The following is a 24,142-nucleotide window of genomic DNA, read 5'->3' on the forward strand; positions in this document are numbered from 1 at the left end:
TATGATTCTTTGAAATATATAATTTTACTAATAACTGGAAACGGAATACATTAAGTCAGGTATTTCGCATCACAAAAACCTTTTAAGCTTCATTATTAATGTTTTGCTTTTTGCAGTTTAAAAAGTAGTAAAAGATGGCTTCCAATTTAAAAGTAAATTCTAAAAAGAATTACGATAAAACAGAAAGATTGGCTTTCTTAAAAGAGAGGTACAAAAAACTTATATTAGAACCGAGAAAAGAGATAGAATCTGAGATAGAGAAAGACTTAAACGAAGAAGATATAATCGAAACATCATCTGTAGACAGTCTCTATTAGTTGATAGTTTTAACATCTATAATTACTCAACTATTCTAAATCATTCCTGATGAAATATAATATTTTTTATTAACATTCCTTAAAGTAATGGAGTATTAGTAATCCACTTCTCTTTATTAAGAATCTTTTTTTGGATAATAAGTTGTTTCTTAAAAAACAACTTAACATATATCCTGTATACCATAGAATTCAATCATGAGTATAAATGTCGGGGCGTGGCTCAGCTTGGCTAGAGTGTCCGCCTTGGGAGCGGAAGGTCGCTGGTTCGAATCCAGTCGCCCCGACCATTTTACCAGACTGAAGAAAAAAGAAACAGAAGCACACATAATCTGCCACATATACTAATAACAGGTTTGATTTTTGGCTTTTCAAAAAACCAAATCATGATTGCATTTTCCCTGGACAAAAGATACTGAGGACGTTATTCAGACATCATTGTTTCTGGATTTTCCCGATAACAATTTTGAAATGAGTGTAAATAACAGATTTTAACTTTCTAACAAAGTATCCGAGAATCAATATGCGTGTAGCAATGTATTACAACAACAGTGATATCAGAGTGGAAGAGATGCCTGTTCCACAGATTGACCCAAGTGAGGTTTTACTAAAATCACTGGCTTGCGGTATATGCGGCAGTGACGTAATGGAATGGTATCGTATCCACAAAGCACCACTTGTACTTGGACACGAAGCGACCGGTGAAATTGTTGAAGTAGGAGAAGATGTCACTAAATTCAAAAAAGGAGACAGGGTTTTTGTTTCACACCATGTTCCCTGTAATACATGTCACTATTGTTTAAACGGCAATCATACTGTGTGCGATACCCTGCGAACTACAAATTTTGATCCAGGAGGTTTTGCTGAATATGTTCGAGTACCAGAAATCAATGTGGACAGAGGGATTTTTGTACTTCCTGACAATATGTCACTGGAAGATGGCACCTTTATAGAACCTTTGGCCTGTGTGGTTCGAGGCCAGAGGGTTGCGCGTATTGAGCCCGGGCAGACTGTAGTTGTGATCGGCAGTGGAATGTCAGGACTTCTTCATATACTGCTTGCTCGATCACTTGGTGCCGGAAAAATAATAGCGACTGACATAAGTGAATACCGAATGGAGATGGCAAAAAAATTTGGTGCTGATTATGCCATTTCAGCCCATGAAGACCTGCCTTCACATCTGCTCAGTGTAAATAATGGCAGGCTGGCAGATCGTGTGATAGTTACTGCCGGAGCTATCCCTGCATTAAATACCTCCATTAAGTCAGTAGATCGTGCAGGTACCGTGCTTTATTTTGCGCCAGGTGGTCCGAACGATACACTCAACATACCGTTTAATGATTTCTGGAAAAATTGTATTACCTTAATGTCTACCTACGGTGCCAGCCCTCTTGATATTGATGTGGCAATTGAGCTGATTAGTTCACAGCGTGTTCCTGTCAAAGAGATGATTACTCATCGTTTAGGACTTACAGAAACACAACATGGATTTAAACTGGTTAGTGAAGCTAAAGAGTCGATTAAAGTAGTCATTGAACCTCATAAATGAGTATCTTCTGATAAATCAAACCTCAAAAGCTTCAAAAAAATCTCACCCAAATACAATGCATGAACCCGCTCGTTTGTCCACTGATAAAATAAAACAAAATCTTCGTACAAAAACAATAGGTCAGGAAATAATTATACTTGATCGTACGGCATCTACAATGGACATTGCAAAGAAAATGCTCAAAGAGGGAGTCCCGGAGGGAACAACTATCTTTGCAGAAGAGCAGATTCGGGGAAGAGGACGGTCTGGGAGAGAATGGTCATGCAAAAAAGGGAAAGGTCTGTTGTTAACTACTGTCTTAAGACCGGTAATCCAACCGGAAAAATCTTACCTTTTGATGGTTTTTACTGCAGTTGCAATTGTAAAAACTATCAGGGACATCTTCAACTTACCGGTTGAAATTGACTGGCCTAATGACATTGTAATCAACAAAAAGAAATTAGGCGGAATAATTGTAGAAACACAAATTCATACCGGGAAACCAAGGGACTACATTGTAGGAATAGGTATTAACGTCAACTTACAAAAACATGAACTTCCTGCTCATATAGATCAACCGGCAACATCTCTTACAATTGAAAAAGAAACATTTATTGACCGTACCAGTTTTGCCAGGGCATTGCTGCAAAACCTCGACTCCTGGTACTTAATATTTAAAGATGAACGTTGTGAGTATATTGTGGAGAAATGGCAGGAATTTTGTGTAAATATTGGAAAAAAGATCAACGTCTATTATAAAAAAAAGAATTTTGCAGGTATTTTTCTCGGCATTGCGAATAATGGAGATTTGATATTACTACTAGACAATGGGCACAAGAAAAAATTTAAAGTTGAACATACTGTCATAGAAAACCAAAAAGTATAACCTGCAATCTCGGATCAGATTTTTGCGTGTACAAAGTTTACTACTATTTTTTCACCATACATCATCTAGTTTTGTATCCTCGTAGTTAATTAATCCCTCATCAAGCTGTTTTTCTACAATCTGCAGCTTTGTCTCTAATTTATTAATTTGTTTTGTCAAATCTCTATAAACTATGAAACCAAGGATTAATAATAAAACCGTGTACACAATTACAAATGCCGTTGCGGGGCTGTCTTTTTGTACTGTATCACGAGACTTAGTAGAATAACCATATGCATCCTTACCTAAAACAGTTTTTCGATTTATCTCTGTTATGTCACTGGATTCAAAAGTTTCCTCTTGCCGCAGGCGGCTGGATCCCTTTACATTATCAGACCGGTCACTCTTGTTCCTCTCCTGTTTAAGCGTATCTGATACATTAATAGGTTCGCATGCCTGCTTTTCCTGTTTTTTTTCATGTTCTACGCCTGTTTTTTGTTTATCATTAACTATTTCCGGAGACTTTTCTGCCTGTTTCTCCTGACTACCAATATCCCCCTTCTGGCTCTCAGCATTTTCTTTTTTATTTTCTTCCTTTAACCATTTTAAGGGATCCGACCCAAGCACACTTTTCTTTTGCATTATGCCGCTCCTTTAAGATACTTTTCCTCTTGAGCAATTATCTCTTTAGTTAATGCCTGATAATCCAGGGCGCCATTGGATTCTGGCGCGTATTCTGTAATTGGCATACCATGGCTTGTTGATTCTGAGAGTTTAATATTCTTTCTAATATTAGTAGCAAACACCTTATCTTCAAAATATTCTTTGATCTTATCAAGCACTGCCTGTCCCAATTTTGTTCTGCTATCATACATACAAGGTATTATTCCAGTAATCTCCAACTTACTGTTCAACCGCTTCTTGATAACATCAAATGTTTGTAATAGCTTGCTTACACCCTGCAAAGCAAAAAACTCGGTTTGTAACGGAATGAAAATTTCATTAGCTACAGTAAGTGCGTTCAGGGTTAGAAGTCCTAATGAAGGCGGGCAGTCAATCAAAACATAATCATACATGTCTAACATCTCTTCAATATAGAACTTAACGATTGTTTCTCGCCCTACCGTGTTAACAAGTTCAACCTCCGCACTTGCAAGATCAATATCAGAAGGTATGATGTCCAGACCACTTACAGATGTTTTTATTAACACTTCAGATGCCTTCTTTTTACCGCACATTAAATGATAAACAGAAGAGTCTTTCCCTTGCACGTTAACTCCGAAGTGGATACTCAAATTGGCTTGAGGATCTAAGTCGATCAAAAGTACTTTTTTGCCAAGCGCAGCCAGACACGCTCCGACATTTGCCGTTGAAGTCGTTTTTCCAACACCGCCTTTTTGATTTATGAACGCAATGCTACGCATTCTGGCCTTCTTATCTTATATGAAATGTATTCTCTGTGGTATATGTACTATTGAAAATTCTATCCTTAAAAATATAGATGTCAAGCATATTTATATAAAAAGCTCACACTAATTATTATATAAAGCCCTGTGATCTCAAATACTTATACATATATTGACAGAAATGTGCCGTTTCTATCCCAATGTTTTTTTCGCGTACATATATTGAAAAAGTACTTGTTAGCAATGATTTCCACACCGACTCCAAATTCCTTCCGTCTGAAAAGTATAAATAATTTTACTGATAGTAATGATACATACCGATAAACATTGTAAATTGTCCTAAGATTGTTATTGACATATCGATATAAGTTTGTTATTTTTCCTGTTTCAATAATTTTCATTATTATTATCATAATCAAATTTCATCAATATTATTTAGATTTAGGCCAGCAATTTTTGTAAAAAAACAACTCCATAAGTACCAGTTTACTGTTTTTTGATTGGTATTTTGAGTAATAGTTAGATTTCTGGTTGTTTATTAGGGAGGTAAAATATTGTCTATAGAGAACTTAGAGAAAGATATTACCGCAATTGTAGCAGAAGTAACAGAGTTGGAAGAGAGCGAAATATGGGAAAAGAGGGATGCTGATTTTTTTAAGGATTTGGAGATTGACTCCTTATTGGCACTGGAAATCCTGGCCCTTATAGAAAAGAAATTTAAAGTCCAAATTCCAGAAGAAAAACTCGTAGACATTACTTCATTGAATGCAACAATTGAAATGACAAGGTCTACACTTGAAGGAAAATAGAAATTAGCAAGTATAATGCTTCTTAATCATCTACATGCCTATCCGCATACGATATTAAAGGACTGGCAGTGACTATCAAAATAGAACGAAAGGTTATTATAAATGTTGAATTTTGAGGAAGTGAGAGAGTTGGTTCCTCAAAAATACCCCTTCTTATTCATTGATAAAGTTATTGAGCTTCAAAAAGAAAGCAGAATTGTTTGTCTAAAAAATATCACTGGTAATGAGTCTTTCTTTTCTGGACACTTTCCTGATTTTGCCATAATGCCGGGAGTTTTAATCGTAGAAGCCCTGGCGCAAGCCTCTATTATCCTTTTCAAAAAGAGCTTTGATACTGAGCAGAACAAAGATAAAGTCTTTTTGCTAGCTTCCGCCAACGTACGTTTTTCAAAGCCTGTTTTTCCTGGTGATCAGCTTTCTCTGGAAATTGATATAGAAAAAGTAGTTTCAAGTGCGGCAATAGTTAAGGGAGTTGCTAAAGTGGGAGACAAAGTAGTGACAAAAGCAACTTTGAGCTTTGGTGTTGCAAATAAAGATTCATTAACAAGTTGAAAATATTTGTATTTGTAAAAAGCAGAAATATATGGAAAAAAGAATTGTAATTACCGGTGTGGGCGTAATTTCACCTATAGGAAACAAAAATGATCTGTTCTGGAATGCATTAATTTCAGGTACATCCGGTGTATCTGAAGTTACATCATTTGATACATCTCCTTTTAAAGTACATAGAGGATGTTTCGTTAAAGATTTCAATTATAACGATTATATAAATAATGGCTCTAATCGGGAGATTGGCAAAGGTTCTCAATTTGCTATAGCAGCTGCTAAACTCGCTATTGAAGACTCTAATATTGGCCTAAAAAATATTGACCCCGAAAGAGCGGGTGTTTCAATTGGAACAACAGCAGGTGAAATCCAGATACTGGAAAAAGTTAACTATATCAGACATGAAAAGGGGGCAGATAGCGTTGACCCAGGCCTCTTCCTGAAACATCCTTGTGTTAATATGCCCTCTAACATATCTATTGAATTTGGTTTTAAAGGACCAAGCACAATAATACCTACTGCATGTGCTGCAGGCAACTATGCTATCGGTTATGCATGTGACCTGATAAAATTGGGAAGAACAGATATAATGTTAGCCGGAGGGTCAGATCCGTTTTCAAAAGTAGCTTTTGTTGGTTTTAGCAGACTAAATGCCATTGCACCAGAAATTTGCCAACCTTTTGATAAAGACAGAAAAGGCCTGTTAGTCGGAGAAGGTGCAGGAATGCTGGTATTAGAATCCCTGGAAGGAGCACTTGCCAGAAACGCAAATATATATGCGGAAATTCTCGGTTATGGCTTGAGCTGCGACGGTTATCACATAACAATCCCGCATCCTGAAGGAAATGGTGTCACTTCGGCAATGGAAAAGGCCTTGAAGAATGCTAAAATCAAGCCTGAAGATGTTCAGTATATGAGCGCGCATGGCACCGGAACAGTTGCCAACGACAAAGCTGAAACAATATCTATAAAGAAGGTCTTTGGTGAACATTCAAAAAAGCTGGCTATAAGCTCTATAAAATCAATGCTAGGCCACACAATGGGGGCTGCCAGTGCTATAGAGGCGATAGCGTGCGCTATGGCGATAAAAGAGGGTGTTGTGCCTCCAACGATAAACTACGAAACAAAAGACCCTGAGTGTGATTTGGATTTTGTCCCAAATGTTAAACGCGACATGCAAGTCGATATCGCCATGAATAATGCATACGCTTTTGGTGGTAACAACAGTAGTCTCATACTGAAAAAGTTTAAAGGTTAATAATATATGAATAATCGCCTAGTTATAACAGGAATAAGTATCTTGTCACCAATCGGTGTAAACAAGGAAGAGTTTTGGGATAATCTGACGAATGGTGTTTCCGGAATAAAAGATATCACGTTATTTGATGTTTCAAAATATAAAAGTAAAAAAGCGGGTGAAATATCTGATTTTGACGCAAAGGCAATTTTAGGTAAAAAGGGTATTCGCCACATAGACAGAACATCGTTATTGGTATCCTCTGCGGCAAAGCTTGCCATGGATGATGCTAAGATAACCACCGAAATCTACAGTGAGGATGAACTGGGAATAGCAATCGGATCAACGTATGGCAGTATTGATAGTATCAGTTCATTCGACCTGGAAGGATTACAGGAAGGGCCGACTTTCGTAAATCCAATGGATTTTCCAAATACGGTCCTGAATGCACCGGCTAGCAGGGCTTCTATTTTCTGTAATGCGACAGGCTTAAATTCTACCATATCTACTGGAACTGCCAGTGGATTGGATGCTATAATTTACGCTTCAGATTTTCTGAAACTGGGCAGAGGCAAGGCAGTGTTAGCTGGCGGAGTTCATGGTTTAACAGCCGATATGTTCTGGGGAGCTTATCGTTCAGGAATATTGTCAGGAAGCAGTAATAGCGATATTGAACTTTCCGCACCATTTGATAAAAGACGTAATGGCTTCATAATCGGTGAAGCAGCTGCGCTCATAGTGATAGAAAGGCTCGAAGACGCATTAGAAAGAAACGCAAAAATCTATGCTGAGATAAAAGGATATGGTTGTACATTTAATCCTGACAAGGCTTCCCAAAATGAAATAGACACTACTCAAGGAGTAAGATGCATCTCTCTGGCAATGGAAGATGCCGGGATAAAAACCGACGAAGTTTCTTATATTTCGGCATGCGCTAACTCAAGTGTAACCGGTGACAAAATGGAAGCCAGGATCATTAAAGACTATTTTGGTGATAATACTGGCAAAGTCCCTGTTAGCGCAATTAAGTCAATGACAGGTGAATGCCTTGACGCATCAGGGTCATTACAGTGTGTTGCAGGCGTATTGGCAATCAATAATGGTGTTATTCCACCAACAATAAACTATCAGGAAATAGATGAAGAATGTAGCCTGGATTGCGTGCCTGACAAAAGCAGAGAAGCGGAAGTAAAAAACGTGCTAATCAACTCCTTTTCAGACACAGGAAACATTTCATCCATAATCATCTCAAAATATTCATAAATCCAATACGGCAGTTTTCATGACCAATTTTTCCCTGAACAAATCTGATATTAAATCCAAGTATGATGTAATTGTAATGGGAGCTGGAATTGCAGGTCTAATCTGTGGAACTTTCCTGGCAAAACATGGGAAAAAAACACTTATTATTGAGAAACATAGTATTCCCGGTGGTTACTGTACCTCATTTAAGAGAAAAGGTTTTATTTTTGATTCGGCAGTTCACCATATTGGTGGATGTGGAAAATGGAGTGTAGTCGGCAGATGCCTCAAAGAGCTTGACATAAATATTAATTTACAGCAGCTTGATCCTATGGACAGCATACATTTCCCTTCGTTCTCAATAGATGTACCTGCTGAGATCGACGACTATATTGATCTTCTGAAGGAACGGTTTCTATCAGAAAGAGAGAATATATCACTGTTTTTTAAGGAATTTATTAAACTATACAGGGCCACATTCAGTACTGAAAAGCATAAGATGCTTATCAAATACCAGAACCTTACTTATAAGGATATGCTGGATAATTTTTTTACAGATGAGCAGCTTAAAATGACACTATCAGCACAGTGGGGATACATAGGTTCTCCTCCTCAAGAAGTCTCAGCTATTGGCATGTGTCAAATGCTGATAAACTATTTGAAAGATGGGGCCTATTTTCCTGTTGGAGGCACCCAGAATTTCGCTGATACAATCACTCAAAAATTTATTGACTATGGCGGTCACATTATGCTATCTTCTAGCGTCAACAGAATATTTGCAGATAGTAATATTATAAAAGGAGTTACAACGAAAAAAGGGCTGAAAATTTCTGCTGACAGGTTTGTATCAAACATTGATCCCAAGCAGACTTTTTCCTGCTTATTAGACAAAGGTACCGTTGATGGATCATATCTTCACAGAATTGAGAATATGAAAGAGAGCACCTCGTTCTTTTTGCTTTACCTTGGTCTTGATAATAAAATAGACTTAAAAGGCTTAAAAAGAGGTTTTTATCATATTTCAGATAATTTGAGTTTTTCCGGTAATGGTTGGTTTTATATTTCCGTTCCTACGGAAGTTGATTCAAGCCTGGCTCCTGATAACAAACAGATAATATCTGTTGTTGTTTCCTCACAAGACAATTATGATGAAATAGACGATTGGGCTGTTTACAAAGAAAAAATGAAAAAATATACAATAAAATACCTGGAAAACTTTGTACCTGATCTTCAGTATCATATTGAAGTTATTGACGCCGCAACACCTAAGACTTTATATCGTTATACATACAACTCAAAAGGCGCAGCCTATGGCTGGGCCGTTACCGTAGACCAGACATGGTCAAATAGACTCCCACACACAACACCCTTCAAAAATCTTTTTCTAGCCGGGCACTGGACTAATCCGGGACCGGGGATATGCGCGGTTGTATCCTCTGGTTGGAGGGTGGCTAATATGATTTTAAATAATTAGGAGGACAACTAATATGAGAAAAATGATGCTGATCAATCCACATCCCCCAGGGAGGCATGGTGAAGAGAGCATAACTGTCATAGTGCAAATGCCTTTGAACCTTGCATACATCGCTGCCCTTACACCGGGTGACTGGGAATTTGATGTAATCGATGAAAATATGGAACTGGCCATTGATGACAATGGTGAACTAACATTTGAGCCGGTGGACATGGTTTGTATTACTTCTGTTACCTACCAAGTTTCAAGAGCTTATAAAATAGCTGAGGCCTGCAGAAAAAAAGGCATGGCTGTTGTTATGGGCGGTATACACGCTTCAGTCGTACCTGAAGAGGCTTCAAAATATGTAGATGCAATTTTTATCGGTGAGGCAGAAACACTGTGGCCACAAGTCATTAAAGATTTTGAAAATGGCGAACTCAAAAAGAAGTACAATGGCGGCTTACCAGGTCTGTCAGAGATGAAGCATGTTTTCCCGAACAGGGAACTCCTGAAAAAGAAATATGATTACAAGTTTTCATCTATTGTTACTACCAAAGGCTGTCCAAATTACTGCGATTTCTGTAGTGTGCCCACCTTTCAGGGCAAAAAATACAGAGAGAGGCCGTTTGAAGATGTTCTGGACGAGATGGAAGCAACAGATTATAAGGGACTCATGTTTGCTGAAGACAATTTCTACGGACATAGCAAGAACTCTGCCAACAGGGCGAAAGCGCTGTTTCGTGGTATGATAGAAAGGGGCGTAAAAAAAGATTGGCTTGGTTTTACTGCTCTCAATATATCAAAGGATGCCGAAGTACTTGATCTCATGGCAAAGAGTGGAAATTTTGGATTCCTCTGTGGCATAGAATCAACAAATGAAGCAGTTCTGGAGAAGATGAACAAAACTACTAATTTAAGAATTGGCGCTGATAATTATTACGATAGCGTTCAGAAAATCCACGATCATGGCCTTGTCGTTTGGGGTTCAATAGTCCTTGGAGCGGATGGAGACGACAAAGATTCATTCAAAAGAATGACAGATTTTGTACTGCAAAACAATATTGATGTTCTTACATTTGGCATCAATTGCCCGTTTCCCAAAACCGCACTATATGACAGGCTGGACTCCGAAAAGAGGATATTCCGCAAAAATTATCCTGAAGATTGGAAATATTATGATACGGCCCATGTAGTTCATAGACTGGTAGATATGACACTGGAGAATTTCATTGACGGTATGCAATATATGTATGACAACTTGTATGCTGGTGACAATTTGAGACTGAGATTCAGAAAGTCGCTTAATACCATAGGAAGCACGACTCATGGTAAACGTAATGCTATGTTCGGATTCAGAGTTGGTTCTGACTGGATACAGGTATTTGAGCAGGTACTGGAAAACCTTCGTAAACTTTACGATTCAGGTGATTATTACCAGGATTGGTATAAGAGCAGTGCCGTAACAGTCCCATCAGATAAGGGTGTAGCGGTCTAACTTTTTTATTTAAACTCAAAAGGCACAGAGAAAGATTTTATTTTTTCTGTGCCTTTTTTAATTCTTCAAATGTGAAAACCAATGCTTATCAATAGCCAGGTATAGCTCACTTAAAATTCATCTTTTATGATCTCGTATCTTTCTATATTATCTATCGTCGCGAGACTAGTATTACGTGTTTTTTTCTCACCTCACAATCGTAAAAAATCTATTTTTCTTCCTATAACCAGGAACTAAAGCTAACAAATAATTTGTTATAACAACAACTACTTTACATTACACACTGGCTTTTACCAATAAACTAATCGTGAGCAATTTTAAACCTTAGACCGGGACAAATTTTACTTTATTTGCCTCTTATTTATTGCAGTATATTGACAAATATTATTTTTAAGGTAGAATTTATGAAACGAAAAAAAACAATAAAAGTATAGTATAGATTTGAATTATCGAAGTATTTAGAAAAAGGAAGGTGGACAAATGTTAAATAATATTTTTAGAAAACTTATCATCCCAACGATTGCCTTGTTTGTATTTGTTGTATTAAGTTTTTTGAATAGCTCAATTAGCAAGGTACAAGCAGTAGATTATATAAAAAAACCATCAGAGACTCATCATCAGTCATTTGAACCGTATGAAAATCGAATTGTAATCCCTGATCCAAAGCCTACTGGAGTTACTGTAAGAGTTAAGGAAGTAACGACATACGAGGTTGTTGTTGACGAATCAAAAGTAGCAACAAATAATGTTACCATGGCTGACCTTGACCTTATAGAGTTGAAAGACAAGAAGGAAGTTAATTTCCACCAGGTAGACTGCTATTTCTACGCAAAGGTAAAGCAGACCCAGTCAAAATCAACAGATTATATATCCAGTACACGATGGAGAGAGGGTGAACAATTCTGGTTATCTGATGGTGGAAAGTATGTTGAGTGGGAACCGTGGTCTGAATGGTATACAGGAAATAAATGGTAATGAATATAATACCCTGATATTGAATTGTTTAAGAATGAAGAGTTTCTAATCAGTAACGAAGTATAAATAAGAATACCTGACTGTCCTGAGCAAAATGTTCAGGGCAGTTTCACTCATAATCATCACAAACTGATTACATGTATTTATTATGATAACCAGATAGTACCAAACAGTACAATTCCGAATAGAAAATAAAGCGCATAGAATATAAGTAATCAAACTTCTTATTAATGATCTTGAATTCCTTTCCGCTTTGTCTTGTACAATTCAAAGGATTCATCTTTTTTTGCAAGCTGGCTGATCTTTCTGTTTGTATACATTAGAGACATGATCCTGCTCATTCCCTTATGTGACATCAAATTAAACGATTCTAGCTTAACCTCCATATCTTCTTTTATCCACACCATCTTTTTATGCATTTCATCTTCTTCGACGACATCCGGCTCACCATTCCCCTCTATAAAAATTGCTTCAGTGTTCTTTATATCATCTGCAGCAAATTGCAGGGTATAGTCATTCCAACTACTGAGTATAATGATTTTATATAGTTTGTTTTCATAAAAAAAGAATGTGAAACGACCGCCAACCGAGTTACGAACAAGCATGGTGACATTATTGTTTACCATCGGTTCAAATTCGAATTTATCAGGAGCAGGAAATTTTTTCTGCACAGCGCTTACACTTACCCCGAATTCAAGTGGTTGGTTCACTGTTTTTGTATCGGGAGCTGCCCCATCCTCAGGCACGTATCCAAGCTCTGATTTAATGGCCTGAAGATCCTTAAACAACTCTTGATCTACAGAGGCCTTGTTATCCAAAACTACTTTCTCTGTTGTAGTAGTACAGTTCTGTATTATTACTAATGTAGAAATCAACGACAAAACGAACCAGACGTTTTTCATGTTAATCAATAATCCTATTAAGTTAGGTCGTGTTAAAGGATGAGGATTGTTAAAATGGCAATAAAGTTCTGTGATATCAAGGTACTTCTATATTATCAAAGATCTTTTGTATGACATTTTCAGCCGTCATCTCTTCCGCTTCTGCTTCATAAGTTATGATAACTCTATGTCGTAGTACGTCCATTCCTATTGATTTTACATCTTGTGGAGTGACATAGCCTCTACCTTTAAGAAAAGCATATGCCTTTGAGGCAATTGCCAGGAAAATGGTGGCTCGGGGTGATGCACCGTATTCAATAAATTCACTTAAATCGAGGTTGTATTTCTGAGGATCTCTGGTAGCAATTACCAAATCAACTATATAGTCCTTTATCTTATCATCAATGTAAATCTGGTCAACTACCGAACGCAGTCGCTTAATATCGCCAGGTTGCAGTACAGAATCCACTTTTATATTAGTATCTGTTAATGCCATTCTGTCCAGGATTTCACGTTCTTCTCCTTTGTCGGGATAATCTACATTAAGTTTTAACATGAATCTGTCAACCTGTGCTTCCGGCAAAGGATAAGTACCTTCCTGCTCAATAGGGTTTTGTGTAGCAAGCACCAGGAAAGGGTCCTCAAGTTTAAACGTCTCATCACCTATCGTTACCTGCTTTTCCTGCATAGCCTCTAAAAGAGCACTCTGCACCTTAGCGGGTGCCCTGTTTATTTCATCAGCCAGGATAATATTTGAGAAGATAGGTCCTTTTTTCGTAGTAAACTCTCCGGAACGAGGGTTGTAGATAAGTGTACCTATTAAATCTGCCGGCAGAAGATCAGGTGTAAACTGGAGTCTCTGGTACTGTACCTTAATTGCTTTTGCCAGCGTCATAACAGAGAGTGTCTTTGCTAATCCGGGAACACCTTCCAGCAGAATATGTCCATTAGCCAGGATCCCAATCAACAATCTCTCTATAAGATGCTTTTGCCCTACAATCACCTTCCCCATTTCATTGCTCAAACCGGAAAGAACACCACTCTCTTCTTTGATAACATCTGTTATATTTTTAATATCTTTAGATTCCATTTTTAGTAGTCCACTTTTGTTAAAATAATATGCAAATAAACGATTATAAAATATTTGTAAAAGGTTTGCAACATTAAGGAAATTACAAATTATATAATCTACCTTGATCTTAACCTTGTATATTTCTGATACTCATCACTACTATCTGAGAAAACAAAGCCTATAGAAACGAAATCTCCTCTCTTGATTTGATTTAACAACATTCCCAATTCCTCTAAATTAAAGATCCTATATTGTCCAATGCGAACAAGAACAAATCCAGGCTCAATACCCGCTCTTTCCGCTGGGCTATTGGACTCAACTCCTGAGATTAAAACCCCACCCTTCAGCCAGCCAAGCCTGAGACTTTCAGCAATGGAAGATTTCAATTCCTGAACATCCAGTCCAAATTTATCGCTTGCTAATTGCTCTACAGAAGGCAAAGGTATTTTCTGAAGTTTTACTTTAAGATTTTTTTTAGATTCATTTCTGCTGATCCTGAAAGTGACTATATGATCAATATCTTTCTTTAACATATTTTTGTTGAAATCAAACACCTCATTTATAGTTATTGAATCCATTTCAACAAGAACGTCACCAACTTGTATACCAGCATTTTCTGCGGGACTCTCTTCTTCAACCTTTGTTACCAAAACCCCAATCTTTCCCTCCCCTGTTTCCTCAACTTCGATCCCAAGCCAGATTTTCTTTATTTCCCTGAAACTAAAGAGTTCAGATAGTATGTCTTTTACTTCATCTACTGGAATGGCAAACCCAATACCCTGTGCCTGATTTACTATTGCAGTATTTATACCGATAAGATCACCGTTTATATTAACCAATGGACCGCCACTATTACCGGGGTTTATTAATGCATCTGTCTGAATTAATCCTTTAAATGCTCCAGCTCCATCTTCCCCCCTGATCGAAAACGTTCTGTTTTTTGCACTCAATACACCAGTCGTTACAGAATTTTCAAGTCCGAACGGATTACCCAAAGCAATTACTGTTTCTCCTATCATCAAGTCACTGGAAGTACCCATTTTGATATAATCAAGAGGAGTTGGTGATTCTATCTTCAGTATTGCCAGATCCTCGTGAAAGTCTGAACTAATTAAAGTCGCATCAAATTTTGATCCATCGGCTAGTGTTACTTTTATAACTGTCGCCCTGTTTATTACATGTTCGTTTGTAATAATATATCCATCTTCGTCTATTATAACGCCTGAACCAAGGGGCTGCTCTACACGTTTCTCTGCATGATGGCCAAAGAAATCATTGAAATACTGATCAAAAAAATCATTTCTATAACCAAAGAAGGGGTCTGCTCTTCTATCAACAAGCAGTCTTTCAGTGCTCAGGTTTGCTACAGAAGAGCCAACTTTCTCTACTGCAGCAACTATAGCATTTCTTCTGGGGAATGTTTCCTTAGCGTTGATTGTCGCAGGAAGCAATGAGATGAGTAAAAGAATTTTTACTGCGACAAACCATATAAAGGGTTTATATCCTTTTTTCACGTTTGTAAAAATCCATTATTTGATGCTAATCAAAACAGTATACAATGTTTGAAAATCTTATGAGTATATTTTACTTAATTGCCCTTACTACACTAGCTTGTATAAGATCATCAATCTTGTTTTTATCCATCAGATAGACAAAGTTTGTGTCTGATCCGGTTACAAAATAATTAGTACCGGCTTCGTTGCCCACCAGCAATGTCGCGTCAGCTCCTTCAAATCCGATGGCAACATTGAATTGTGGATCATCAAGTCCATATTTTGACAAATTCTCGTTAGAATACTGGACTATTGACTCTGCCCTTAATAATTTCATAGAAGAAATAATTCGATCTGCTAAATTATTACTCAATAGCATAACTTCAGGTTCAATCATTTGCCAGATATGTTCTTCATTTTTCTGAAAGAGAAGCTTCTTTTCAGGATGTGTGATTTTAATAGACTTAGCATTTGCGGAATCGAAGGCAAATAGTGTCCTGTCAACAAGCTCAATACTGTAATCCCTGACATCAGTCCACCCTACCTGGAAAATCATATCCTCACTATCTACCTTAGCATAGTAGTTTGATTTCTCTTTATCAGGTTCAATCTTGTTGCCTATCAGGAGCGTTTTTGTTTTCAATTTTTTTGGTTTTACCAAGTCTTCTTTCTGACTTATTACTTCATTTTTGTGTGCAGCAGCACCTGTGTCTTCAAATGTAATTGATACTTTTATCAGAGGATTATCAAATCCATAATCACCAGGATTTTCTGCTGAGAGAGCAACTATTTTATCAGCCAACAGGAACGAGAGGTTCCATACCACTTGATTTATAGAGTCAAGTTCCGCCTCCATTTTTACCGGACTTGTCATCTCCCACTTTGGTCTGTGCATTGTAGACCCTTCCGCCGTCTCACACACGAGCGTTTTACCATCCCTGTAGATAACCAGTTTCTGGGCATTTTCTTTTGGAAACTCCATAACTAATTTATCTCTGAACGCAAGGTACCCCGCCCTGGCAACATCATAGAAATTTTCTGTTGGAACAGAGTAGACAGCATCTTCTCCGTCCCGTTTCACATAACAGAGTCCACCATTTTCATCAACATTACCTATCAAAAACTTCACCGTTTCGCCCTCTCCGATTCTTCTGAATACTGAAACTTCAATAGCTGAGTCTGCTAATCCATACTTCTCATAGTTTGCACCACTATCGTCCACATATTGCTGTATCTGTAAATCTTTTATTTTCTCTACGAATTCTCTTACCGTGTCTCTGTCTGCCAGAATTAGTTTCGGAGATTTAATCATCCAGTCATATTGCACTGTCTTTTCCATAACAAGCTCTTTATCTGGTGCCTTTATATCAACCTTTTCTATTCCGTATGTGCCTATTGAATCAAATCTCAAGAGCTGTTTATCTCGCAAATCGTTTAGTTCAAGATCAAGATCACGCAGTATAACATCATGTACAAAGAAAATAGAACTTTCTCCGTCCAGCTTCGCGTAAATTTTCGCATCCAGACTATGTCCTAAATGAAGAGTTTGTACATCTTCTGTCGTACCAATACTGATAGTAAACACAGGTTTATCCAAACCGTAGTTGATAATATCTTCTTCGCTGTCAGATACAAAATCTGCTTTGTTAATCTTTAGATTCTTCAATTCATTAAGAATATCCTTAATTCTTTCCGAATCAGCACGGTCTGAAAGTGGTTGTGTTATCCACCATAGTTGTTCAGCCTTGGAACAAACTACCGGCTCACTCCTGTCATTCTCAAGCCTCACTCTTTCTACTGAATGCTTATCAAACTCAAAAGCCCACTTATTCCTTAGATCATTTATATCTTTGTCTATTTTCTCCAGAAATTTAGCGTTAACGACCGAGACATCCTTATCACCTCCTGCAGTAATATAGACGGTATCTTGCCCGGCAGCTAATCTATCTCCAATGTTAACAGTATACTTAGTAATATCCCCGGTAGTTCCACCAACAATTGTTCCTTTTTTAAGCCAGAGGTTTATAATAAGATCCGGATTCTCAAGACCATATTCTTTCATGTTGAAGTTTGAAATTTCACTTTCAGTAATAGTACCGACTTTTCTCAGGAATTCAAATTGCGAAAGAATCTCTGCCACTTCAGCCTTGTCAGCTCTCAGTTGCAGGGGTTCTAACATCCTCCAACTCTCATTGTCCGTACTCTCAAGGACTATAGTAGTGTCCCCTTTTTTCATTTCGATTTTATTGATCTGGCCTGGTTTGTAATCCGGCAGGACCATTTGCTGTCTCTGTACCCATACATCTGTTCTGTACTGTTTTCTGTCATAGAGAAATATATAAGCAGCGCCAATGGCTGCAACAATTAAGAGTATTATTGTAGTTTTAAACTTCATAGTTAATTAAAGCCTCCGATTATTATCTTCTTCTTCTCCACCAGACGAAGCCGCCAATTATTATTCCTATAGATGGGAGTCCTGCAATAGATAGCCAGAATATTGCGGATAGTTGTCCCGGTTTGACAATTGCTCTTCTGACGTCAGGAGCCTTAGCTGAGATCCCCAGCTCCTTTTCTCTTCTAGCCAGCCAGCTTATAGCATTAAGAACAAGATCCTGATTTCCAGGGTTGTCAGAAAACGCGTTTGCGGCAAAATCTGTATCACCGAAGACAACAACACGCGGACCCTTCTTACCAATATCGACAAAAGCCTGTGTTGCGTGTGGAGGTGCGGTAGGATCAGCTTTCGCTTCTCTTAGCTCCGATGCCACTGCTAAAATAATCGGAGAACTGATATCCGAGTCTTCATCATATTTCGGTCTTTTTTTACCAACAATCTCAGTTTCACCCCAGCTTTGATCAGGAGCCTGTATAATCCCTTTTGCAGCAAATGCCATTGTATCGCTCATTGGGGCGATATTAAGTACGCTTGAACCATAAAAAACTGTGGTCAATTTTTTGATGTCGTTTGTTATCTCATGATCTAAATATTTCTCATCACTGATATACACCTCAACAACGGTCTGCATACCAAAAAGAGGCATATTCACTTTGTTATAAACAACAGCATCATCCCTTACTACTACGCCATATTCTCCAAGCAACGCATTTAATCCGGATGATTTATTGACACCTACAGCTGGTTCGAGCATTACGATTAACTTACCGTTCTTAAGTTCACCTTTATCGTTCATGAGCCTTGCTGAAGTTCCAAGGTAGTCACGAATATAGTTTGTCTCCTGTGTTGAGAAGCTTTTTGTCGGACCCGCAATAAAGAGTATATCACAATTTTCAGGTACTCGTTTCTGTTTTAATAGATCAAGAGGAAGAACATTGTAATTGGCACGTTTAATAGCGCTTGCAAGATTTCCCAGTCCAGCTCGTTCAAAATCACCATAATCTCTCTCTCCATGACCCTTGGTGAAGTAAACGTTTGTCTGCTTATCTCGTGTTACGTTTAAGACTGCTGATGTAAAGATTTCTTCTCCCTTGAATTTGAAAGGAAACTCTCTCTCAATCACCTCGGATTGTTGCACATGTTTGCTTTTATCACCACAGGTGAAAATTACAGAATTGATTTGCAACTGCTCCAAGTCCATCTTCATCTTCTCTGCCAACTCTGTTATTTTAGTGCGATCTGTTAAAGGATTCAGGAGTGTAACAGTGATCTTATCTGATAGGTACTTGTATTCTTCAAGTATATCTATGACCTGCCCGTAAAAGCGATAGTCCTGTTTTTTTACAAGAAGCGAGGTGATAAAAACAGGTTGATCCAGGTTTTTCAGGATCTTCTTCGTTTTCGCAGTTAAAGAATACTTCCCGGACGCAGTAAAGTCACATCTGTAATAATGTCTATCGTTAATATAGCTGACAAAGACGAATATAGCTATAGCGATAAGTATCATAAAAATAACATTAGCCCCGATCAGGGTTTTTTGTTTTTTTATATTTTTTGAGCCCTCTGAAGTTGCTACTTCTTTATTATTCAATGACTTTTCTACCTCCATTTTCTACTCTCAACATTTCGTACTGTTATAAACAAAAGTAATGCCGTAAAACTTAAATAGTATATTACATCCCTGGTATCCACAATACCTTTTGTAAAGGATGACCAATGGTCATAAGTTCCAATATATCTCAGGGCTTCGTAAAACCAGCCATCACCGTAAGTACTTAGAAAACCAATTACCCAGAGAATTATTAATGAAACTATGCCTATAACTGCAGCAACAACCTGATTCTTCGTTAACGATGATACAAGTAAGCCAATAGATACAAAAAGTCCACCCATAAGTATCAGCCCAATATAGCTCGAAAATATTGGCCCGAAGTCCGGGTTTCCAAATATAGACAGGAATAATACATATATCCATGTAGGAAGGATCATCACAGTGTACAGGCTTAAGGCTGCAAGAAATTTACCAAACACTACATCAAAATCTGTTACCGGAGAAGTCATGAGAGTCTCCATAGTTCCTGACTTAGACTCATCCGAAAAAAGTTTCATAGTAATCACGGGTGTAAGCAACAGAAGAAAAAATTGAATTGAATCCAGGCTTCCCTTAAGGGAAGCTTCCTGCCAGAATTGTAAATTTCCCGCAAAAAAGAACCCGGATGCAATAAGGAATACAGAAATCACTACGTATGCAATAGGTGAATAGAAGTAAGATAAAATTTCTCGTTGAAATATAGTAGTTACGTTACGCATCAGCCACTCCCCCCCTCTTCCCTTGTTGTAATTTGATGAAAGATTTCCTCTAAGGTAATGGTCTGTCGTTTCATTTCTCTCAGTATGTAATTATCTTTGACAATACAATTAAAAACATCTTCCCTTATATCTTTTTCACCAGTTCCATCTACATAAAATTCATTTGCGTCACCCTTTTCCTTGAACGTAACAGATTGTACGCTGTCAATGCTGGACAGGCTGTTTTTTATCTTTGCCCCATCTCCTTTTATCTCTAAAACGAGATTCGACCCTGTCTTTAACTGCTTCATAAGATTTGCCGGTGTATCCATTGCTACTATTTTACCCTTATTGATTATCATGATCCTGTCACAAACCATTTCAACTTCAGGAAGAATATGTGTTGACAGCAAAACCGTATGCTTCTGCCCCAAACCCTTTATAACGCCCCTGATCTGCCTGATCTGGTTTGGATCAAGCCCAATAGTAGGTTCGTCAAGAATCAAAATTTTCGGATCATGGATTAATGTATCCGCAAGACCTACCCTCTGTCTGTACCCTTTTGATAATGTACCTATGATCTGGTTTTGCACATCTGTTATTCCAGTCACATCGAGACAATATTCTATTTTTTTCCTTCTTTCCCTTCTGGGTATATTCTTAAGCTTGGCACGAAACATCAGATATTCGCTCGCTCTCATGTCCAGATAGAGCGGAACATTTTCAGGTAAATATCCAATCTGTTGACGCACATTCAGTGAATCCGTAAACACATCGTAACCTGCTACAGTTGCAGAACCAGCAGTCGCCGGCATAAAGCAGGTCAATATTCGCATAGTAGTCGTTTTACCGGCCCCGTTTGGACCAAGCAGACCGACTATTTCGTTTTCTTTTACATGGAAAGAAATATTGTCTACTGCGTTGATATTTACATACCGCTTTACTAAATTATTTACTTTTATCATGTGGGGGTTCTCCAGACTATACTATAAATTTTACAAGCTTTTATTCATTAACAATACTTTGAGAAAATAAGTTCCCTTATTTTTCTTCTGTTACAACATCCTCAGTAATGCTAAGATTACCGCTCGCAAATTCTTCAAACGCAGTTTTAACGGGGTCACTCGAATCCGTCTCAATAAGAGCCGGTGCGCCATCAATCAATTGCCTAACTCTTTTGATTAAGATGGCAGTCATGTGGAAGGTACCATAGTCTTCTGCAGGTTTATCTGAGTTATCGGTCATGTTGTAGAAATGTAGAAATAATTAAAACCATTATTTTTACCATTTTTTTCGATTTCGTCAAGAAAAAACTCCACACATTATTAATTTAATCTTTCTAGACAGGTTTTCTTTATTCATATATTGTATACTTATATCTTGACTTTACGGTTTTACAGAAGTATTTTATGTTAACTATACTAAAACAGACAAGAGGTGTTGCGTACATGTGAGTTCGCAAATCAGCTTCTTTAACTTTCAGTGAAATATTTTGAAGTGTAATGGCTAATAAAAGTTGGAAAGGCTTGAATAATTAAATCTAAAATGGAGAGTTTGATATGGGTTTAGCGGGTTCAGCGTTCAAGGATGTTGGAAAAGAGTTCCCAAAAGGAACAGTATTGTTCAAAGAAGGTGACGAAGGCAAACAAATGTACCTGATAAATTCGGGTGAAGTTAAATTGAGCAGAAAAACTCCGCAAGGAGATGTGGTCCTGGCCAGATTAGGATTCGGCGAATTCTTTGGAGAAATGTCAGTTATCACAAACAAGCCAAGGACCGATACGGCTGAAGCTGTAACTGATTGCAGACTTAATGTCATAACTAAAGATGTTTTAGAAACATTAGTAGCCGGAAAGCCTCTAGTCGCATTGAGCATTCTGAAAAAACTGATGTTCAGGCTTGAAAGCGCATATGATCTGATTGAAGATCTTTATGTAAAGCACATTAAACTGGATAAAGGAAAATAGCATACGTTGTGGAGAATTCTTTCAAATCTGAATACAAGCCAGTCACGAAAGACATGATAAAAACAAACCAGAACAGCCAGATCCATTCATTCTGCTAAATCGATTATCCGAACTTATCTTCCTTGAACTGCTGCTGGATCTCCTCCACTTCCATACGGTTAAAGATTATAGCATCAACACAATCCCTATCCAATCTTTCACCTGACATCTCCTTAAGTATTGCAAATGCCTCGTCGTTACTCCATGCTTTTTTATAAGCACGATCACTGGTTAAAGCATCAAATACATCTGCCACGGCAACTATACGCGCCTCTAATGGAATATCTGTCCCTTTCTTCCCTTCGGGGTAACCGGTACCGTTTATCGCTTCATGATGATACTCGGCAATATTACGCAACACACTGACATGGTCAAAATGGCCAAGTCCAAAATTACTGATCAGATCATCGATAATTTCCCGGCCTCTCCGCGCGTGTGTACGCATAATCTCCATTTCCTCTAAAGTAAGCTTTCCAGGCTTTTGCAAAATGCTGTCAGGGATCCCTACTTTGCCAATATCATGTAGTGTCGAAAAAGAGAGGATGTGCTCAATATAAGAATCATCCAGATTATATTTATGTGCCAGGCAGATAGCAATTAACCGGGAATAACGTGACATGCGGTTCAGGTGGCTGCCTGTCTCAGTATCACGTACATGGGTAAAATGTTCTGATGTCTTAACAGCCGCTGTCAGTGCATGCGCCGCCTCCATCTCGTTAATTACAAGAAGCGAAACCATATGGCCCACTATGTCCAATTTATGGAGTACATCATCGGTAAAAATATCTGCCTTTTGGGAATTAAAAAAGATAAAACCGGAGAACACACCATTATCAAAGAATGGCATCGTATAACTGGCCGCAAAACCTTCACGACCAAGACGTTTAAGATGCCCAAATTCGTTATCCTCAAACGTAACCATATTATTGATAACACGGGGGTTCCCTTTTTCGAGCACTTTTTTCAACGAAGGAAGTTCCTCCAGATGCACCTCACAATGCTGCCATGACGTGGAATCATCACCGCTATCAAGATAAGACTTGAGTAGTGTAGTTGCCGGATCATAAATGGTAATAGCGATCCGCGCCAGGAATGGGAAAAACTGTTTAATCGCTTCATGCGTACATACCAGTTTCTCCTTCAAAGTAAGATTATGATTGAGTGAATCCAGGATATCTTTGTGTACAAAACTTGTATTAGTCATAATGTTTACAAAACAACCTTCCTGTAAAAAAATAGTGTATGAATACAATCTTACGAACAATTCCACACTAAAATAGCAAAAATTAATTGGAAGCCACAACTTTAGAGATTACATTATTATACCTAATGATTAACCACTTTTGACCTTGAATGGTTACCAGAGAATTATTCTGTTTACTATCGTATTATAATCAAAATGTATCAAATTTCAAACGTTTTTTATGTGCCTTTTATTCCTTTATCATCTTATCGTCATTTTCTCAAAAAACTTTAGAAAAATATTAAATACTCACTCGACAAAGCATGTTGGTTGTACCATTAACCACTGTCCTGGTTAACATTGTAGAGGCTGAGTCATAATTGTCATCCCGAACTTGTTTCGAGACCTGTTATGTTGCTAAACTATTGTAAACTTCAGATTCTCCGTTTTTACCTTTTGATTTTTTACATCTCTCCTCAATTTTTATTTAATATTCAAAGTTCATCCTGGTCACCCCGTTATCCCGGTTGAATTATTTTTTAATAATCTCCCGAATATGCTAGAATAAAATTTTCTTTTGTACTTTAGTTTAGAATAAAGGAAAGTGCCAACTGCTTTATTTATCATTACTGTTTTTTGTTTTTATTTTTTCTGTTTAGAATTTGAGGAAAATCTTATCATGGATCCATACCCTCGTTAACAGATAAACAAAAGGTATTACGGGACAAATTGCACAAATATATTACAAAATCAGCCTTGATATCGGTGACCTTAATGAAAACGTTGTCGTATGGCTTACAGGTTCAAAATTAGCTTGAATTTTCAGACTGAGGAGCATAACATTGGTATTTTGATAAGACTTAAGTTCAAGAAGAATTCAATGTTAAACTCTTTATTGTCCTACCTCCTATTCTCCTGATCGGTAATGTAGATATAAGCACAGTATGTTT

General features: G+C 37.7%; 22 protein-coding genes and 1 tRNA gene. 12 read left to right on the forward strand and 11 right to left on the reverse strand.

The genetic code is table 11. From position 1 onward, the window contains the following. Positions 1 to 134 precede the first annotated feature (134 nt). The 4 genes from SCALIN_RS09085 to SCALIN_RS09100 all read left to right on the forward strand — a co-directional run bounded on the left by SCALIN_RS09085 (position 135) and on the right by SCALIN_RS09100 (position 2,728). Positions 135 to 317: a hypothetical protein gene (locus SCALIN_RS09085; protein WP_096894188.1), complete on the forward strand. Its 183-nt coding sequence runs from the start codon at positions 135 to 137 to the stop codon at positions 315 to 317. 209 nt (positions 318 to 526) lie between these two features. After that, positions 527 to 604, forward strand: a tRNA-Pro gene (locus SCALIN_RS09090). A gap of 233 nt (positions 605 to 837) precedes the next feature. Then, the gene (locus tag SCALIN_RS09095; RefSeq protein ID WP_096894189.1) at positions 838 to 1,863 is read left to right on the forward strand and encodes a zinc-dependent dehydrogenase; all 1,026 of its coding nucleotides are present in this window, start codon (positions 838 to 840) and stop codon (positions 1,861 to 1,863) included. A 73-nt stretch (positions 1,864 to 1,936) separates the two neighbouring features. Then, complete coding sequence (locus SCALIN_RS09100) at positions 1,937 to 2,728, forward strand: biotin--[acetyl-CoA-carboxylase] ligase (RefSeq protein WP_162532236.1); 792 nt, start codon at positions 1,937 to 1,939, stop codon at positions 2,726 to 2,728. Positions 2,729 to 2,779: 51 nt separating this feature from the next. On the opposite strand, the gene SCALIN_RS09105 is transcribed toward SCALIN_RS09100, so the two are convergent. Further along, positions 2,780 to 3,349, reverse strand: a complete 570-nt coding sequence (locus tag SCALIN_RS09105; RefSeq protein WP_096894191.1) for a hypothetical protein — start codon at positions 3,347 to 3,349, stop codon at positions 2,780 to 2,782. Next, positions 3,349 to 4,131, reverse strand: coding sequence for a ParA family protein (locus SCALIN_RS09110; RefSeq protein ID WP_096894192.1), 783 nt, complete (start codon positions 4,129 to 4,131; stop codon positions 3,349 to 3,351). The genes SCALIN_RS09105 and SCALIN_RS09110 overlap by 1 nt, the downstream gene beginning before the upstream one ends. Before the next feature lie 536 nt (positions 4,132 to 4,667). Between SCALIN_RS09110 and SCALIN_RS09115 the strand changes: the two genes are divergently transcribed. From SCALIN_RS09115 to SCALIN_RS09145, 7 genes are all read left to right on the forward strand, one after another. Then, positions 4,668 to 4,922, forward strand: a complete 255-nt coding sequence (locus SCALIN_RS09115) for an acyl carrier protein (protein WP_203415412.1) — start codon at positions 4,668 to 4,670, stop codon at positions 4,920 to 4,922. A gap of 102 nt (positions 4,923 to 5,024) precedes the next feature. Continuing rightward, a complete protein-coding gene (gene fabZ / locus SCALIN_RS09120; protein WP_203415413.1) occupies positions 5,025 to 5,474 on the forward strand; it encodes a 3-hydroxyacyl-ACP dehydratase FabZ in 450 nt (149 codons plus the stop codon). A 31-nt stretch (positions 5,475 to 5,505) separates the two neighbouring features. Beyond that, positions 5,506 to 6,726 (forward strand): beta-ketoacyl-[acyl-carrier-protein] synthase family protein, encoded by a 1,221-nt coding sequence (locus SCALIN_RS09125; protein ID WP_096894193.1) that lies wholly within the window; start codon positions 5,506 to 5,508, stop codon positions 6,724 to 6,726. 6 nt (positions 6,727 to 6,732) lie between these two features. Further along, positions 6,733 to 7,968 (forward strand): beta-ketoacyl-[acyl-carrier-protein] synthase family protein, encoded by a 1,236-nt coding sequence (locus SCALIN_RS09130; RefSeq protein WP_096894194.1) that lies wholly within the window; start codon positions 6,733 to 6,735, stop codon positions 7,966 to 7,968. Positions 7,969 to 7,987: 19 nt separating this feature from the next. Further along, positions 7,988 to 9,421: a phytoene desaturase family protein gene (locus SCALIN_RS09135; protein WP_096894195.1), complete on the forward strand. Its 1,434-nt coding sequence runs from the start codon at positions 7,988 to 7,990 to the stop codon at positions 9,419 to 9,421. A gap of 13 nt (positions 9,422 to 9,434) precedes the next feature. Next, complete coding sequence (locus SCALIN_RS09140; RefSeq protein WP_096894196.1) at positions 9,435 to 10,898, forward strand: B12-binding domain-containing radical SAM protein; 1,464 nt, start codon at positions 9,435 to 9,437, stop codon at positions 10,896 to 10,898. 480 nt (positions 10,899 to 11,378) lie between these two features. After that, positions 11,379 to 11,873 (forward strand): hypothetical protein, encoded by a 495-nt coding sequence (locus SCALIN_RS09145; RefSeq protein ID WP_096894197.1) that lies wholly within the window; start codon positions 11,379 to 11,381, stop codon positions 11,871 to 11,873. A gap of 227 nt (positions 11,874 to 12,100) precedes the next feature. Here SCALIN_RS09145 and SCALIN_RS09150 read toward each other — a convergent pair whose 3' ends face one another. From SCALIN_RS09150 to SCALIN_RS09185, 8 genes are all read right to left on the reverse strand, one after another. Further along, positions 12,101 to 12,775 (reverse strand): hypothetical protein, encoded by a 675-nt coding sequence (locus SCALIN_RS09150; protein ID WP_133111797.1) that lies wholly within the window; start codon positions 12,773 to 12,775, stop codon positions 12,101 to 12,103. A 76-nt stretch (positions 12,776 to 12,851) separates the two neighbouring features. Beyond that, positions 12,852 to 13,844: an AAA family ATPase gene (locus tag SCALIN_RS09155; protein WP_096894199.1), complete on the reverse strand. Its 993-nt coding sequence runs from the start codon at positions 13,842 to 13,844 to the stop codon at positions 12,852 to 12,854. Between the two features lie 98 nt (positions 13,845 to 13,942). Then, the gene (locus SCALIN_RS09160) at positions 13,943 to 15,340 is read right to left on the reverse strand and encodes a trypsin-like peptidase domain-containing protein (protein WP_096894200.1); all 1,398 of its coding nucleotides are present in this window, start codon (positions 15,338 to 15,340) and stop codon (positions 13,943 to 13,945) included. 70 nt (positions 15,341 to 15,410) lie between these two features. Further along, complete coding sequence (locus SCALIN_RS09165) at positions 15,411 to 17,714, reverse strand: DUF4340 domain-containing protein (protein WP_096894201.1); 2,304 nt, start codon at positions 17,712 to 17,714, stop codon at positions 15,411 to 15,413. Positions 17,715 to 17,736: 22 nt separating this feature from the next. Further along, complete coding sequence (locus SCALIN_RS09170) at positions 17,737 to 19,323, reverse strand: GldG family protein (protein WP_096894202.1); 1,587 nt, start codon at positions 19,321 to 19,323, stop codon at positions 17,737 to 17,739. Next, positions 19,314 to 20,024, reverse strand: coding sequence for an ABC transporter permease (locus tag SCALIN_RS09175; protein ID WP_096894203.1), 711 nt, complete (start codon positions 20,022 to 20,024; stop codon positions 19,314 to 19,316). The genes SCALIN_RS09170 and SCALIN_RS09175 overlap by 10 nt, the downstream gene beginning before the upstream one ends. Continuing rightward, complete coding sequence (locus tag SCALIN_RS09180) at positions 20,024 to 20,968, reverse strand: ABC transporter ATP-binding protein (protein ID WP_096894204.1); 945 nt, start codon at positions 20,966 to 20,968, stop codon at positions 20,024 to 20,026. Before SCALIN_RS09180 ends, SCALIN_RS09175 begins: the two co-directional genes overlap by 1 nt. A gap of 76 nt (positions 20,969 to 21,044) precedes the next feature. Further along, positions 21,045 to 21,248 (reverse strand): DNA-directed RNA polymerase subunit omega, encoded by a 204-nt coding sequence (locus tag SCALIN_RS09185; RefSeq protein WP_096894205.1) that lies wholly within the window; start codon positions 21,246 to 21,248, stop codon positions 21,045 to 21,047. A gap of 314 nt (positions 21,249 to 21,562) precedes the next feature. On the opposite strand from SCALIN_RS09185, the gene SCALIN_RS09190 reads away from it, so the two are divergent. Beyond that, entirely contained in the window at positions 21,563 to 21,970 is a 408-nt protein-coding gene (locus tag SCALIN_RS09190) for a Crp/Fnr family transcriptional regulator (protein ID WP_096894206.1), read from the forward strand. Positions 21,971 to 22,073: 103 nt separating this feature from the next. Here the strand turns inward: SCALIN_RS09190 and SCALIN_RS09195 are convergent, their stop codons facing one another. Further along, positions 22,074 to 23,213, reverse strand: a complete 1,140-nt coding sequence (locus tag SCALIN_RS09195) for an HD-GYP domain-containing protein (RefSeq protein WP_096894207.1) — start codon at positions 23,211 to 23,213, stop codon at positions 22,074 to 22,076. Between the last annotated feature and the right edge of the window lie 929 nt (positions 23,214 to 24,142).

The sequence above is a fragment of the Candidatus Scalindua japonica genome (assembly GCF_002443295.1).
GTDB lineage: Bacteria > Planctomycetota > Brocadiia > Brocadiales > Scalinduaceae > Scalindua > Scalindua japonica.